Origin of the sequence: Micromonospora sp. WMMD967, from assembly GCF_029626165.1 — a bacterium.
Taxonomy (GTDB): domain Bacteria; phylum Actinomycetota; class Actinomycetes; order Mycobacteriales; family Micromonosporaceae; genus Micromonospora; species Micromonospora taraxaci.
Genome location: NZ_JARUBK010000001.1, coordinates 127,748 through 142,466 on the forward strand (window position 1 = coordinate 127,748; position 14,719 = coordinate 142,466).

The following is a 14,719-nucleotide window of genomic DNA, read 5'->3' on the forward strand; positions in this document are numbered from 1 at the left end:
TACCCCCTACCGGGACGACTTCGGGTCGAGCGCGTCCCGCAACGCGTCGCCGAAGAGGTTGAAGGCGAACACCAACGCGAAGATCGTGATGCCCGGGAAGAAGACGTACGCCGGGTCGGTCTGGAGGAAGTCCAGACTGCGGTAGATCATCCGGCCGAAGCTCGGCGTCTCGTCGCTGAGGCCGACGCCGATGAACGAGAGCGCTGCCTCGCTGGTGATGAACTGCGGTACCGCCAGGGAGAACGACACCAGGATCGGCGCCCAGATGTTCGGCAGCAGTTGCCGGAAGAGCATGTGCCCCAGCCCAGCGCCGCTGGCCTTGGCCGCCTCCACGAACTCCCGCTCGCGCAGCGCGATCACCTGCCCCCGTACCAGGCGGGCGGTGCTGGTCCAGCCGAAGATCGCGAAGACGCCGATCAGCACGCCCACCCCGAAGGCGGACGACACCTGACCCCGCTCACCGTAGAAGCGCAACGTGATGGTGGGAGTGAGCGCCAACGCGATGATCAGGAACGGCATGGCCAGCGTCAGGTCGGTGATCCAGTTGATCACCGCGTCGAGCCAGCCACCGAGGTAGCCGGCGAGCGCACCCAGCACGACCCCGATCGTCGCCGTGATCAGGGCTGCCGCGAACGCGATGAACAGCGACGTCCGCAACCCGTAGATCAGCCGGATGAAGATGTCCCGGCCCAGCCCCGGCTCCAGACCGAACCAGTGCTCCCCGGTGACCCCACCGGCGTAGCCCAGTGGCATGCCGAAGCCGTCCAGCAGGTTCTGGAACTGCTCCCGCGGCCCGATCCCGTAGACCATCTCGATCAGCGGGGCGGACAGACCCAACACCATGAAGAACACCAGGAGTACGCCGCTGACCACCGCCGTACGGTCACGGCGCAGCCGCATCCACGCGAGCTGACCGGGCGAGCGACCGACGACGCCCTTCGCGGCGGGCCCGCCCGCGTCGGTGCCGGACTCGATCTCAGCCAGCGCCACACCCTCCACCGGGGAGAGGCTCACGACGACACCTCCTCGTCGACCTGCGCAGCCACCTCGGCTGACTCCGGGCTCATGCTGGCCGCTTCCCCTTCGGGGCTCGGGCTGGCCGCTTCCCCTTCGGGGCTCGTGCCAACTGATTCCCCTTCGGGGAAGTGACACGCGGTGGCCTGGTTGCCGCCGTCCCGCGGCACCAGCGCCGGCTCCTCGGTCGCGCAGACGTCCTGCGCCTTCCAGCACCGGGTACGGAACCGGCAGCCCGACGGCGGGTCGAGCGGCGTGGGCACGTCTCCGGTCAGCCGGATGCGGCCCGCCGGGCCGAGCTGGGTGACGTCCGGAATCGCCGAGAGCAGGGCCCGGGTGTACGGGTGCTGCGGGCGCTCGTAGATGTCCTCCCGATCGCCGATCTCCACGATCCGGCCCAGGTACATCACGGCGACCCGCTGGCAGAAGTGCCGGACCACGGCCAGGTCGTGCGCGATGAACACGAACGCCAGACCGAGCTCCCGTTGCAGGTCACGCAGCAGGTTGACGACCTGCGCCTGGATCGAGACGTCCAGCGCGCTCACCGGCTCGTCCGCGACGATCAGCTTGGGCCGCAGGGCCAGCGCCCGGGCGATGCCGATGCGCTGCCGCTGACCGCCGGAGAACTCGTGCGGGTACCTGTTGTAGTGCTCCGGGTTCAACCCGACCAGCTCCAGCAACTCCTGCACCCGCGCCTTGATCCCACCCGGCGGCTTGATCCCGTTGACCTGCAACGGCATCGCCACGATCCGCCCGACGGTGTGCCGGGGGTTCAGCGACGCGTACGGATCCTGAAAGATGATCTGGAGTTCCTGACGCAGCGGACGCAACTCCCGGCGGCCGGCGTGCGTGATGTCCCGCCCGGCGAACTCGATGCTGCCGCTCGTCGGCTCCAGCAGCCGCACCAGCATCCGACCGGTGGTGGTCTTGCCGCAGCCCGACTCCCCCACCAGCCCGAGCGTCTCGCCGGGGCGCACGTCGAAGTCGAGCCCGTCCACCGCGCGCACCAGGCCGGTGGAGCGCAGCCCCTCGCGTACCGGGAAATGCTTGGTCAGGCCGCGTACCCGCAACAGAGGTTCGTCGGTCATCGGGCCACCCCCACGGAAGCGACGTCCTCGGTGTAGAACGCGGCGCGCTCCTCGGCGCTCAGATGACAGGCGACGAGGTGACCGTCGACCCCGGCCGCCCGCAGCTCGGGCACGTCGGTGCGGGAGCGGCTGCCGGCGCGGCCCGCGTACCGGCAACGCGGGTGGAACGCGCAGCCGGACGGCAGGTTGATCAGGCTCGGCGGGTTGCCGGGGATCGGCACCAGGTCGGCGTCCGCGTCGCCGTGCAGCGACGGCACGCTGGAGAGCAACCCCCAGGTGTACGGATGCTGCGGCGAACGGAGCACCTGCTCGACGCTGCCCCGCTCGACGGCGCGACCGCCGTACATCACCAGCACGTCGTCGGCGACCTGGCCGACCACGCCGAGGTCATGGGTGATCAGGATGATCGCGGATTGGAACTCGGCCTGGAGGTCGGCCAACAGGTCCAGGATCTGCGCCTGCACCGTGACGTCCAGGGCGGTGGTCGGCTCGTCGGCGATCAGCAGTGCCGGGTCGTTGACCAGCGACATCGCGATCATCGCCCGTTGCCGCATGCCGCCGGAGAACTCGTGCGGGTACTGATCGAAGCGGCGGGCCGGCTCTGGGATGCCGACCCGGTCCAGCATGTCGACGGCCCGCTGCCGGGCCTCGCGGCGGTTGGCCTTCGGGTGGTGCACCCGGTACGCCTCGGCGATCTGTCGACCCACCGTGTAGTACGGGTGCAACGCCGACAGCGGATCCTGGAAGATCATCGCCATGTCCCGGCCGCGCAGCCGGCGTACCTCCTCGTCGGGCAGACCGACCACCTGCCGGCCGCCGACGGAGATCTCGCCGGTGATGGTCGCCCGTTTGGGATCGTGCAGGCCGAGGATGGCCAGCGAGGTGACGCTCTTGCCGGAGCCGGACTCACCCACGATGCCCAGCGTGCGGCCCCGCTCGACGGCGAACGACACCCCGTCGACAGCGCGCACCACGCCGTCCTCGGTGTCGAACCGGACCCGCAGATCACGCACCCGCAGGTAGGCGTCCTCGGTGCCGCGCTGCGTCGGCACGGCGGGATGGTCGTCCGGCTTCCCGGACGGCGCCGGATCCGAGCTGTCCACGGCAACCTCCCTCAGTGACGAAGAGAACTTACAATAAAGTCCCGAGGGTGAAAATAAGCTACAAAGTCGGCACGTGTCAGCGGGCCCGAGCGTAACGAGTCAGCATCGGCCCCGCAGTCCCGCCACCTCGCCATCGACGCCTGTTCCTGCAGAAACCGCACCTCAGGTGCGACCATGACAAGAGCAGCCAGCAGAGGATGCCCGTGGCACGAGGTGGAGGTGACCCATGACCGCGGCGGTGTTCGATCACGAAGGTCCGTGGACCGAAGAGGAGTTCCTCGCCCTCGGCGAGACGCAGGATCGCGTCGAACTCTTCGACTGGAGCCTCCACGTGACCCCAGGACCCACCCCACGGCATCAACGCATCTCTCGTAAGCTCGGCAACATCCTGGAAGCAGCCGCAGAGGCAGCCAACCTTGAGCTGCTGGAGGCGGTGAACGTCCGGCTCCGGCCAGGTCGAATACCGATTCCTGATCTTGTCGTCACCAACGCAATCGATCTCGACGAACCCAACATCGAGTCGGCTGACGTCCGACTGGTCTGCGAAATCATCTCGCCGAGCAACGCGTCCACCGACAAAGTCCTCAAGATGCACTACTACGCCGCAGCCGGCATCGAGTGGTACCTGCTGGTGGAGCAGGGGACAGGCGCAATGCGTCTTTACCAACGGCAGGGTGGGCACTACGTGGAGAGGGCATCAACGAAGCGCGGCGAGGTTCTGGAGCTGACGGAGCCGGTGCGGGCCACGATTCGGCCGGAGGATCTCGTCCCCTGACGGGTGTCGGTCGTCTGGCCTAGGGTCGGTCCATGACCGAGTTCGACGCGGCCACCGCCGCCGTCCAGGCCGCCCTCGACGCGGGAGCGCGGTACGCCGACGCACGGGTGATGCATCGCCGCTACGAGTCGATGACCGCGCGCAACGGCGACGTGGAGGAGCTGACCCAGGACGAAAGCATCGGGCTCGGTGTCCGGGCGCTCGTCGGAGCGAGTTGGGGCTTCTACGCCGTACCCGATCTTTCCGACGCCGCCGCCCGCGACGCCGGCCGGCGCGCTACGCGTACCGCCATGGCGAGCGCGCGGGTGCCCGGCCCGCCGGTCGACCTGGTGCCCGCCGAGGCCGTCACCGCGAGCTGGGCCTCCGGTTGCCAGATCGACCCGCTCGGGGTGCCTCTGTCGGACAAGGGTGACCTGCTGGTCGACGCGACCCGCGCGATGGTCGAGCACGGCGCGGATCTCGCCGAGGGCCTGTACCAGATCTGGGACACCGCCAAGTGGTTCGTCTCCAGCGAGGGCCACCGGATCGACCAGCGGATCCGCGAGTGCGGTGGGGGCATCTCCGCCACCTCCATCGGTGACGGCGAGACGCAGCGCCGGTCCTGGCCGAGCTACCGGGGGCAGTACGGCACCACCGGGTGGGAGCTGGTTGAGTCGCTCGACCTGGCCGCGCACGCCGCGCAGATCGCCGACGAGTCACGGGCGCTGCTCACCGCGCCGCAGTGCCCGGCCGGCGAGACGGATCTGATCCTCGGCGGTGAACAGTTGGCCCTGCAGATCCACGAGTCGGTCGGGCACGCCATCGAACTGGACCGGATCCTCGGCTGGGAGGCGGCGTTCGCCGGCACGTCCTGGCTGGACCTGGCCCAGCTCGGCTCGCTGCGCTACGGCTCGGAGCTGATGAACATCACCATCGACCCGACGATCCCCGGTGCCCTGGGCAGCTTCGGGTTCGACGACGAGGGCTCCCCGGCGGTCAAGCGGGACGCGGTCCGCGACGGGCGCTGGGTCGGTGTGCTCGCCGGTCGGGACTCGGCCGCCATGGCCAGCCTCGACTACGGCGGCAGCGTACGGGCCGACGGGTGGGCCCGGTTGCCGATGGTGCGGATGACGAACGTCGGCCTGGAACCCGGCCCGCACACCCTGGAGGAGATCATCGCGGCCACCGACGACGGCGTTCTGATGGACCTCAACCGGTCCTGGTCGATCGACGACAAGCGGCTCAACTTCCAGTTCGGGTGCGAGGTCGGCTGGGAGATCAAGAAGGGGCGGCGGGGGCGGATGCTGCGCAACCCCACGTACACGGGGATCGGCCCGCTCTTCTGGCGCTCGATGGACATGCTCTCCAACGAGACGATCTCCTGGGGCACGCCCAACTGCGGCAAGGGCCAGCCCGGCCAGATCGGCCACACCGGCCACCCGGCCGCGCCGGCCCGGTTCCGCAACGTCCGCGTGGGGGTGTCGGCGTGAGCGCGAGGAGTGAGCCGCTCTTGCGAGCCCCGCAGTCGCGAACGAAAGGCGGCACAGCGTGAGTGGGCCTACCGAGCTGGAGCTGGCGGGGCAGGTTATCGAACTGGTCCGCCAGCTCGGCGGTCCGGCCGCGCAGGCCGACGCTGTGGTGACGCGGGCGGATCTGGCGCTGACCCGTTTCGCCAACTCGGCCATCCACCAGAACGTCGCGGAGTCGACGGTCGGGGTCCGGCTGCGGCTGCACGTGGACGGCCGGACCGCCGCCGGCAGTGGCAGCGTGGTCACCACCGACGGGCTGCGCGCGCTGGTGGAGCGGACCCTGGCCGCGGCGCGGCTCTGCCCACCTGATCCGGGCTGGCCGGGGCTGACCGCGCCGACGCCCGTGCCGGACGCGCCGCCCGTGGACGAGGCGACCGCGTACGCCGAGCCGGACCAGCGGGCCGACCGGGTGGGCGCGTTCGTGGCCGCCGCCGGGGGCTTGAGCACGGCGGGTTACTGCCGTACCGCGCATCGCTCGTCGGCGTACGCGAACTCGGCCGGGCACACCGGGGCCGGCCGCTCGGCGGAGGCGGCGATGGACGGCATCGCCCGCCGCGACGGCGCGGACGGGGTGGCCCGGCGCAGTGCGGATCGGCTCTCCGACCTCGACGGTGCGGAGCTGGGTGCGCACGCCGCGGCGAAGGCGCAGGCCGCGGCGGACCCGGTCGAGTTGCCGCCGGGGCGCTACGAGGTGGTGTTCGAGCCGGCGGCCGTGGCGGACCTGTTGCAGAACCTGTCCTGGTACGGCTTCAACGGCAAGCGGTACGCCGAACGGCAGTCGTTCGCCGAGCCGGGGGTCGCCCAGTTCGACAGGGCGGTGACCCTGGTGGACGACCCGCTGGGCGCGTCGGGCCTGCCCTTCGACGCGGAGGGCATCGCGCGTCGGGCGTTGACACTGGTGGAGGCGGGCGTCACCCGGGCGGTGGCGCATGACCGGCGGACCGCCGCCCAGGCGGGTACGCAGTCCACCGGGCACGCAGTCGCGGGTGGCGCCACCTGGGGTCCGATGGCCCGCACCATGCGGCTGTCCGGCGCGGCCGCGGGGCCGGCCAGCGCCAGCGGCCGGAGCACCACCGGCACGGCGGCCGGGGCGGTCGTCGACGCGGACACGGCCGCGCTGGTCAGCGGTGTGGAACGAGGGCTGCTGGTCAGCGATTTGTGGTACACGCGGGTGCTCGACCCGAAGAGCCTCGTCGTCACCGGGTTGACCCGCAACGGTGTCTGGTTGATCGAGGACGGCACCGTCGTGCGGGCGGTACGTGACCTGCGGTTCACCGAGTCGTACCCCCGGGCGCTCGGGCCGGGGGCGGTGCTCGGGTTGGGTGCGCGGCCGGTGCGCCAACCGGATCGGGTGGACGGTGCGTGGTGGACGGCGCCCTCGGTGCGGCTGGCGTCCTGGCACTTCACCGGAGGCGCCTCCGGCTGAGGCCATCCAGAAGGCGGCTTTTCCGCAGGCCAGACACACGGGACGGTCCCTTGCGCGGACGGCCCGCAGAGATCGGCGTAACGTGTGTCACTTAGCTGCGTCGGTCGATCCGGCGTGGTCGTTGTGTGCGCAGGACGTGGCAGCGGGTGCGGTTCTCCGGTCCGCGTGCCGACCGGTGAAAGCCCAGCCCGCCTGTACGGGCCCGTCGAGGAGACGACTCGAATGACTTCAACGGCAACGAGGCCGCGGGGAGCGCGGGCGCGCGCCGCCATCGCGGCGAAGACGTTGCGTACCGACCGCTGGTGGTTCGCCCCGCTGATCACCGTGATCGGGCTCAGCGCCTGGGTCGTGTACGCGACGGTCCGGGTCTTCCAGCACGACAACTACTGGGTCAACGACTACCACTACCTGACCCCGTTCTACTCCCCGTGCGTGACCGACAGGTGTGTTGAGGCGGCCTCGCACTTCGGGCGGTTCCTGCCCGGCTGGTGGATCATCCCGGACGCCGCGCTGACCCTGCCGTTCCTGTTGCTGTTCCGGCTCACCTGCTACTACTACCGCAAGGCGTACTACCGGTCGTTCTGGTTGTCGCCGCCGGCCTGCGCCGTGCCGGACGGCCACAAGGAGTACGGCGGAGAGACGCGTTTCCCGCTGCTCGGTCAGAACCTGCACCGCTACTTCTTCTACGCCGCCGCGATCATCTCGCTGATCAACACCTGGGACGCGATTCTCGCCTTCCACTCCCCCAAGGGCTTCGGCTTCGGGCTGGGCAACGTCATCCTGGTGCTCAACGTGGTGATGCTCTGGGCGTACACCATCTCCTGCCACTCCTGCCGGCACATCATCGGCGGCCGGTTGAAGCACTTCTCCAAGCACCCGGTGCGGTACAAGGCCTGGACGTTCGTCTCGGCGTTGAACGTCCGGCACATGCAGCTCGCCTGGATCACCCTCGGCACCCTGGCGCTGGCGGACTTCTACATCATGGCGCTCGCTGCCGGCTGGTTCTCCGACCTGCGGTTCATCAACTAAAGGGCCCCTGACATGACCACTACCACTCGCATCGAACGACACCACTACGACGTCGTCGTCATCGGGGCCGGCGGCGCCGGTCTGCGTGCCGCCATCGAGGCCCGGCTCGCCGGCAAGAAGACCGCGATCATCTCCAAGTCGCTGTTCGGCAAGGCGCACACGGTGATGGCTGAGGGCGGCGCGGCAGCCGCGATGGGCAACGTGAACAGCCGGGACAACTGGCAGGTGCACTTCCGCGACACCATGCGCGGCGGCAAGTTCCTGAACAACTTCCGGATGGCCGAGCTGCACGCGAAGGAGTCGCCGCAGCGGATCTGGGAGTTGGAGACGTACGGTGCGCTCTTCGACCGCACCAAGGACGGCAAGATCTCGCAGCGCAACTTCGGTGGCCACGAGTACCCGCGCCTGGCGCACGTGGGCGACCGGACCGGCCTGGAGCTGATCCGCACCCTCCAGCAGAAGATCGTCTCGCTCCAGCAGGACGACCACCGGGAGTTCGGTTCGTACGACGCTCGGATCAAGGTGTTCTCCGAGACCACCATCACCGAGCTGCTGCTCGACGGTGACCGGGTCGCCGGCGCGTTCGGCTACTACCGCGAGTCGGGCGAGTTCATCCTCTTCGAGGCGCCGGCCGTGGTGCTGGCGACCGGCGGTGTCGGACGCTCCTACAAGGTCACCTCGAACTCCTGGGAGTACACCGGGGACGGGCACGCTTTGGCGCTGCGCGCCGGGGCGACGCTGATCAACATGGAGTTCCTCCAGTTCCACCCGACCGGCATGGTCTGGCCGCCCTCGGTGAAGGGCATCCTGGTCACCGAGTCGGTCCGTGGCGACGGTGGTGTCCTGAAGAACTCCGAGGGCAAGCGGTTCATGTTCGACTACGTCCCCGACGTCTTCCGCAAGCAGTACGCGGAGACCGAGGAGGAGGCGGACCGCTGGTACACCGACCCGGACAACAACCGGCGTCCGCCGGAGCTGCTGCCACGTGACGAGGTGGCCCGTGCGATCAACAGCGAGGTCAAGGCCGGTCGGGGCTCCCCCGCCGGTGGCGTCTTCCTGGACATCGCGAGCCGGCGTTCGGCCGACGAGATCCGTCGGCGGCTGCCGTCGATGTACCACCAGTTCAAGGAGCTGGCCGACGTCGACATCACCTCCGAGGCGATGGAGGTCGGGCCGACGTGCCACTACGTGATGGGCGGCGTCGAGGTCGACCCGGACTCGGGTGCGGCCTTCGGCCACGTACGCGGCCTGTTCGCCGCCGGTGAGGTCTCCGGTGGCATGCACGGCTCCAACCGGCTGGGCGGCAACTCCCTGTCCGACCTGTTGGTCTTCGGCAAGCGGGCGGGCGGGCACGCGGCCAGCTACGCCGACGGGCTGGCCGCCCGGCCGAAGGTGGCCGTGGACGCCGTCGAGGCCGCCGTCGAGACCGCGCTCGCCCCCCTGCAGCGCGACACCGGCGAGAGCCCGTACACCCTCCAGCAGGACCTTCAGGCGGTCATGGGCGACCTGGTCGGCATCATCCGCAGGGAGGGTGAGCTGGCCGACGCGCTGGTGCGGCTGGCCGAGCTGCGCGAGCGGGTCGCCAAGGTGAGCGCGGCCGGTGGCCGACGCTACAACCCGGGCTGGCACCTGGCCCTGGACCTGCGCAACATGCTGGTGGTCTCGGAGTGCACCGCGAAGGCGGCGCTGGAGCGGCAGGAGTCGCGCGGCGGGCACACCCGGGAGGACTACCCGGCGATGGAGCCGAAGTGGCGGCAGGTGAACCTGGTCTGCTCGCTGGACGGCGACACCGTGCGGCTGACCCGTAAGCCGCTGCCGAAGATGCGACCGGAGCTGATCGGCCTCTTCGACCGTGCGGAGCTGGCCAAGTACCTCACCGACGAGGAGCTGACCGACTTCGACGCCCTCGTCGCCGACGCTGGAGAGGCGGACAACCGATGAGCGCGAAGCGTCAGTTCCGGATCTGGCGGGGTGACGAGACCGGCGGCGACCTGCAGGACTACATGGTGGAGGTGAATGAGGGCGAGGTCGTCCTCGACGTCATCCACCGCCTCCAGGCCACCGACGCGCCCGACCTGGCCTGCCGGTGGAACTGCAAGGCCGGCAAGTGCGGCTCCTGCTCCATGGAGATCAACGGCAAGCCGCGCCTGGGCTGCATGACCCGGATGTCGACCTTCGGCGACGACGAGACGGTCACTGTCACCCCGCTGCGGACCTTCCCGGTCATCCGGGACCTGGTCACCGACGTCTCGTTCAACTACGAGAAGGCACGGGAGACGCCGGCGTTCGCCCCGCCGGCCGACGTCGCGCCGGGTGACTACCGGATGCAGCAGGTCGACGTGGAGCGCTCGCAGGAGTTCCGCAAGTGCATCGAGTGCTTCCTGTGCCAGACGGTCTGCCACGTCATCCGGGACCACGACGAGAACAAGCAGGCGTTCTCCGGGCCCCGGTACTTCATCCGGGCGGCCGAGCTGGACATGCACCCGCTGGACACCCGGACCGACCGCAAGGAGTACGCGCAGGCCGAACAGGGCCTCGGTTTCTGCAACATCACCAAGTGCTGCACCGAGGTCTGCCCCGAGCACATCAAGATCACTGACAACGGGATCATCCCCATGAAGGAACGGGTCGTCGACCGCAGGTACGATCCCCTTGTGTGGCTTGGTAGCAAGATCTTCCGCCGGGGCGAGACGCCCCAGACCAGCGTGACCACCGCCCGTCAGGGCTCGGCGACGCCGGGTTCAGCCCACGGTGGGCTGCACTCGCACGCGGGTGGTTCCCACGACTCCCGGGCCGAGGCGCAGGCTCAGAGCGGCGTCAACTGGGACCGGGAGGTGCCCCACCCGACCGCTCCGGCGGTGGACGACCGGGGCAAGCTGCCGCTGACCGAGCTCACCTTCGACCGGCCGGCCGCACCGTCGCCGTTCGGTGACGACGTGACCTTCCCGCTGCCTCCGGAGCACCTCAACTTCGCGCACCCGGACCAGGACAAGCACTGACCACCCGAACCAGACGGGGGCCGCGGCAACAGCCGCGGCCCCCGTCCCGTTCCCACCCCACCCCACCCCACCCCGGTGATCGAAGACCCGCCGCCGCTGGCTCCGGCTGGTCCTGGGCGCCGACCGTCGCGACTCTCCGGCTGACCCGGCGCCGCCCCGGCATGATGTCCCTGATGGGCGTGATTCCGCTGTGGCATCTAGATGCCACAGCGGAATCAACCTCATTCCAATCCTGGCCTGCGGATGCGGGACGTTCGGTCACCGGGAGGCCGGATCCTGACCGGCATCTTGATCAACCGGACGCAGGGCGGGCCGGAGCAGGGGTGGGGGTCAGGGCTTCTTCAGGACAGGGCGGAGGGCTGCGACGATGGGAGCGTCGGCGGGGAGCCAGGTGACCGAGTCCAGTTCGTCGGCGGTCAGCCACCGCAGCGCCTCGTGTTCCAGCGCCTGCGGCTCGTCCCCGTCGAGCAGACGGGCGGCGTACACCTTGAGCACGGAACGGCCGTGTGCCATCCGGACGTCGCGGCCGACCCGATCACCGATCTCGACGCGTACGGCCAGCTCCTCGACGCACTCCCGAACGAGCGCGTCGACCTCGGCCTCGCCGGGCTCGACCTTCCCGCCGGGGAACTCCCACATCCCGGCCACCTCGGGCGGGGCGGAGCGCGCGCAGGCTAGCACCCGTCCGTCCCGGATTATCGCCGCGCCGACGATCACCTTCAGGGCCCGTCGTTCGGCCTGCCCGCCATCATTCGCCCGTTCGGTCCGCACGGGCGTCCAGGGTGCCAGATCAATCGGCGGTTTGGGTACCGGAACCGTCCGCTAGGCCAATAGAACACGGAAGTGTGGGCGTGGACACCCCTCCCGCGTGGGGAGAGACTAGGGGACACCGACAAGACACGGGATGGCGACGATTTGGCCACAAGCCGGCAACGGCGCTTGGGGGGTGCGGTGATGCGCGTGCTGTTCAGCAGCAGGTCGAAGCACGACTACCTTGCCGACGCGTTGACCTTGCTATCTGGTTGGACACGCGAAGGGGAGCAGATCCGACGGACGCTCGTGATCGACGATACCCAACACGCGGCCCTAACTGAACGAGTCAAGGTCGTCGCGGACGCGCTGCACCTGCGCCCGGAGATCAGCCGACGGTCCGACAGCACCCAGATCAGGGTCGGGCACGGCAACGGCGAGCCCTTGACCGAGGGCGAGGTCCTGCTGGCCGCCCGCATCGAGGACGCCTACCGGGCGGTCACGGAGTCCTGACGTCCGTCTCGGCAGCCATCTCCACATCCTGCGGGTACCAGCGCAACTCCACCACGTTGCCGTCCGGGTCGCTGACGTAGATCGAGGTCGCCGAGCCACGGGCACCGAACCTGGCGACCGGCCCGGTCAGCACCGTGAAGGCCCCCGACTCGACCACCCGCTCCCAGTCCAGCGGGGCCACCACCAGGCAGAAGTGGTCGACGTTGGTGCCGTGCCGGTCGCCCTGGACGAGGTCGATGATGCTGTCGCGGCTGACCCGCACGGACGGGAACGGCGCGGTGCCCGCGCGCCACTCGTCGACCCGTACCGGCGTCAGGCCGAGTTGACCGCAGTAGAAGCCCAGTGCCCGTTCCACGTCGGCGACGGTCAGCACCAAGTGGTCGAAGCCGGTCACCCGCACCGCGCTCACCTCTTCTCCAGCTCGGCTGCCGCGCGCAGCCAGTCGGTGAACAGCGCCGGGTCGATGTCGGCCACAGCGCGCAGCTTCACCGCCGCCATCGCCCTCGCACCGGGAACCAGCCGCCCAGCCGGGTCGGTGATCTCCTGCCCGCGCCACAGCCCGAAGGTGACGTACGACCCGTACGCCTTGAGCAGGCAGACCGGCCGCTGACCGACCCGGGCGCCCAGCCCCCAGACCGGGTGGCCGTGCCAGATCCCGCCCGTCGCACCGGGCAGGGAGGCCGTGATGATCGGCGTCAGTTTCTCCCCTATCTCGCGCAGTGGGTCGGCCAGGCCGGCCAGGTAGTCCTCGATGCTCATGTCGCAGCCCTTCTGTCAGGTGTTCCCTGCCGCGTTCACGATCCCCGCACGGGGGACGCCGACCAAGACCCGATGCCGTTACGATCGTTGCCCACAGGTCAACGGTGGGAGCGACGTGCTGGAGCGGTACGAGGTCGAGACGTTCCTGACGCTCGCCGAGGAGTTGCACTTCGGCCGGACCGCCGAGCGGTTGGCCGTCAGCACCGGTCGGGTCAGCCACATCGTGAAGAGGCTGGAGCGTCGGATCGGCGCGCCGCTGTTCGCCCGCACCAGTCGGGTCGTCCGGCTCACCCCGATCGGACGGCAACTCGCCGACGAACTGGCCCCCTTGGTGGCCGGCATGGACGAGGCCGTCCGCCGGGCGGTCGACGCCGGCCGGGGCGTCACCGGGACGTTACGGGTGGCGTTCCTCGGCGAGTGGACGGCGCCCGTGCTGCTGCGGGCCGTGGCCCTGTTCGGCGAACGGCATCCCGACTGCCGGGTGGAGGTGCACGAGGCACAGCTGTCCAACACCCGGTCCGGGCTGCTCGACGGCTCGACGGACGTGCTGATCGCCTCGTTCCCGTTCGACGGGATGGCCACCGGCCCGGCGCTGCTCGCCGAGGATCGGGCGCTGGCGGTGGCGGCTGGTCACCCGCTCACCCGGGAACGATCGGTGTCGCTGGAGGTGCTCGCCGACCACCCGGTGGTGCAGTACCCGGCGGTGACCTCGACGGAGTTCAAGCGGGACCGCACCCCGGAGCGCACCCCGACCGGCCGGCCCATTCCGAAGGGGCCCTCCGGGAACACCTTCTCCGAGATGCTGTCGCTGGTCGCGCTGGGTCGAGGCGTACTGCCGGTGGGTGAGCACACGCGCCGCTACTACCCCCGCCCCGACGTGGCGTACGTGCCCATCCACGACGCGCCACCGATCGAACGCGGGCCGGTGTGGCTGCCCAGCAACACCACCACCCGGGTACGCGAATTCGTCCGCGCCGCGACCGACGCGAACGCGCCGTGAGGCACGGCGAGTTCCAGCATCCCCGCCTGGTCGAGGTCTACGACGCGGAGTGCCGGTGGGGGCCGGACGACGACTTCTTCCAGGCGGTGGTGGGCGAGACTCCGGCGGCCCAGGTGCTCGACCTCGGCTGCGGCACCGGCCGGTTGACTGTCGCCCTTGCCGCCTCGGGTCACACCGTCACCGGCGTCGACCCCGCCGGCGCGTCAGTGGCCGCCGCCCGCGCCCGGCCCGGTGGCGAGCGGGTGACCTGGGCCGTGGGCACTTCGACAGTGCTTCCGACCGGGGTGTTCGACGTGGCGGTGTTGACCAGTCACGTGGCGCAGTTCTTCGTGGACGACGCGGAGTGGGCGCGTACCCTCGCCGATCTGCGCCGTGCGCTCGTGCCCGGCGGCCGGCTGGTGTTCGACGCCCGCGACCCGGCGGACCGCCGCTGGGAGCTGTGGAACCCGGTGGATTCGCAGCGCCGGATCATCCTGCCGGGCGGCGGCGAGGTCCGGGCATGGACAGCTGTCACGGGGGTACGCGACGGAGTGGTCGACTTCACCCATCACTACCACTTCGCCGACGGCGAGCGGTTGGTCAGCTCGGCGACCCTGCGGTTCCGCACCGAGGCGGAGCTGCGGACGTCTCTGACCACTGCGGGTTTCGTGGTGGACCGTGTCTACGGCGGTTGGCGGCAGGAGCCCGTCGGCCACGGCGACGGCGAGTTCCTGGTGCTTGCCCGGGCGGGCACTGTGGCACCGGGTTTCTAACCT

Annotated in this window: 15 protein-coding genes; 9 read left to right on the forward strand and 6 right to left on the reverse strand. The window is 70.1% G+C overall.

Annotated features, from left to right (window positions below; all coding sequences use genetic code 11):
* Positions 1-6: 6 nt before the first annotated feature.
* From O7631_RS00610 to O7631_RS00620, 3 genes are read right to left on the reverse strand one after another with little or no spacing between them, the layout of a single operon-like run.
* A complete protein-coding gene (locus O7631_RS00610; protein ID WP_269682429.1) occupies positions 7-1,014 on the reverse strand; it encodes an ABC transporter permease in 1,008 nt (335 codons plus the stop codon).
* Complete coding sequence (locus tag O7631_RS00615; protein ID WP_278142560.1) at positions 1,011-2,102, reverse strand: dipeptide ABC transporter ATP-binding protein; 1,092 nt, start codon at positions 2,100-2,102, stop codon at positions 1,011-1,013. Before O7631_RS00615 ends, O7631_RS00610 begins: the two co-directional genes overlap by 4 nt.
* Positions 2,099-3,154 carry an ABC transporter ATP-binding protein gene (locus O7631_RS00620; protein WP_278147806.1) on the reverse strand — a complete coding sequence of 352 codons (1,056 nt, stop codon included), beginning with the start codon at positions 3,152-3,154 and terminating at the stop codon, positions 2,099-2,101. The genes O7631_RS00615 and O7631_RS00620 overlap by 4 nt, the downstream gene beginning before the upstream one ends.
* A 277-nt stretch (positions 3,155-3,431) precedes the next feature.
* On the opposite strand from O7631_RS00620, the gene O7631_RS00625 reads away from it, so the two are divergent.
* The 6 genes from O7631_RS00625 (at position 3,432) to O7631_RS00650 (ending at position 10,942) form a co-directional block, all read left to right on the forward strand.
* The gene (locus O7631_RS00625) at positions 3,432-3,980 is read left to right on the forward strand and encodes a Uma2 family endonuclease (protein ID WP_278142561.1); all 549 of its coding nucleotides are present in this window, start codon (positions 3,432-3,434) and stop codon (positions 3,978-3,980) included.
* 32 nt (positions 3,981-4,012) lie between these two features.
* Positions 4,013-5,449: a TldD/PmbA family protein gene (locus tag O7631_RS00630; protein ID WP_278142562.1), complete on the forward strand. Its 1,437-nt coding sequence runs from the start codon at positions 4,013-4,015 to the stop codon at positions 5,447-5,449.
* 58 nt (positions 5,450-5,507) lie between these two features.
* Positions 5,508-6,914, forward strand: a complete 1,407-nt coding sequence (locus O7631_RS00635; RefSeq protein WP_278142563.1) for a metallopeptidase TldD-related protein — start codon at positions 5,508-5,510, stop codon at positions 6,912-6,914.
* Between the two features lie 222 nt (positions 6,915-7,136).
* Positions 7,137-7,943: a hypothetical protein gene (locus O7631_RS00640; RefSeq protein WP_278142564.1), complete on the forward strand. Its 807-nt coding sequence runs from the start codon at positions 7,137-7,139 to the stop codon at positions 7,941-7,943.
* Between the two features lie 12 nt (positions 7,944-7,955).
* Positions 7,956-9,884 carry a fumarate reductase/succinate dehydrogenase flavoprotein subunit gene (locus O7631_RS00645; RefSeq protein WP_278142565.1) on the forward strand — a complete coding sequence of 643 codons (1,929 nt, stop codon included), beginning with the start codon at positions 7,956-7,958 and terminating at the stop codon, positions 9,882-9,884.
* Positions 9,881-10,942 carry a succinate dehydrogenase/fumarate reductase iron-sulfur subunit gene (locus O7631_RS00650; protein ID WP_145779036.1) on the forward strand — a complete coding sequence of 354 codons (1,062 nt, stop codon included), beginning with the start codon at positions 9,881-9,883 and terminating at the stop codon, positions 10,940-10,942. Before O7631_RS00645 ends, O7631_RS00650 begins: the two co-directional genes overlap by 4 nt.
* Before the next feature lie 330 nt (positions 10,943-11,272).
* On the opposite strand, the gene O7631_RS00655 is transcribed toward O7631_RS00650, so the two are convergent.
* On the reverse strand, positions 11,273-11,713 hold the full coding sequence (locus O7631_RS00655) for a (deoxy)nucleoside triphosphate pyrophosphohydrolase (protein ID WP_278142566.1): 441 nt from the start codon (positions 11,711-11,713) through the stop codon (positions 11,273-11,275).
* 183 nt (positions 11,714-11,896) lie between these two features.
* On the opposite strand from O7631_RS00655, the gene O7631_RS00660 reads away from it, so the two are divergent.
* Positions 11,897-12,205, forward strand: coding sequence for a 4a-hydroxytetrahydrobiopterin dehydratase (locus tag O7631_RS00660; RefSeq protein ID WP_088991390.1), 309 nt, complete (start codon positions 11,897-11,899; stop codon positions 12,203-12,205).
* Here the strand turns inward: O7631_RS00660 and O7631_RS00665 are convergent.
* On the reverse strand, positions 12,192-12,614 hold the full coding sequence (locus O7631_RS00665) for a VOC family protein (RefSeq protein ID WP_278142567.1): 423 nt from the start codon (positions 12,612-12,614) through the stop codon (positions 12,192-12,194). The genes O7631_RS00660 and O7631_RS00665 overlap by 14 nt on opposite strands.
* Positions 12,611-12,964, reverse strand: coding sequence for a DUF1801 domain-containing protein (locus tag O7631_RS00670; protein WP_278142568.1), 354 nt, complete (start codon positions 12,962-12,964; stop codon positions 12,611-12,613). The genes O7631_RS00665 and O7631_RS00670 overlap by 4 nt, the downstream gene beginning before the upstream one ends.
* A gap of 115 nt (positions 12,965-13,079) precedes the next feature.
* Between O7631_RS00670 and O7631_RS00675 the strand changes: the two genes are divergently transcribed.
* Both O7631_RS00675 and O7631_RS00680 read left to right on the forward strand, forming a co-directional pair.
* Positions 13,080-13,964 (forward strand): LysR family transcriptional regulator, encoded by an 885-nt coding sequence (locus tag O7631_RS00675; protein ID WP_278142569.1) that lies wholly within the window; start codon positions 13,080-13,082, stop codon positions 13,962-13,964.
* Positions 13,961-14,716, forward strand: a complete 756-nt coding sequence (locus tag O7631_RS00680; RefSeq protein WP_278142570.1) for a class I SAM-dependent methyltransferase — start codon at positions 13,961-13,963, stop codon at positions 14,714-14,716. The genes O7631_RS00675 and O7631_RS00680 overlap by 4 nt, the downstream gene beginning before the upstream one ends.
* Positions 14,717-14,719: the final 3 nt, after the last annotated feature.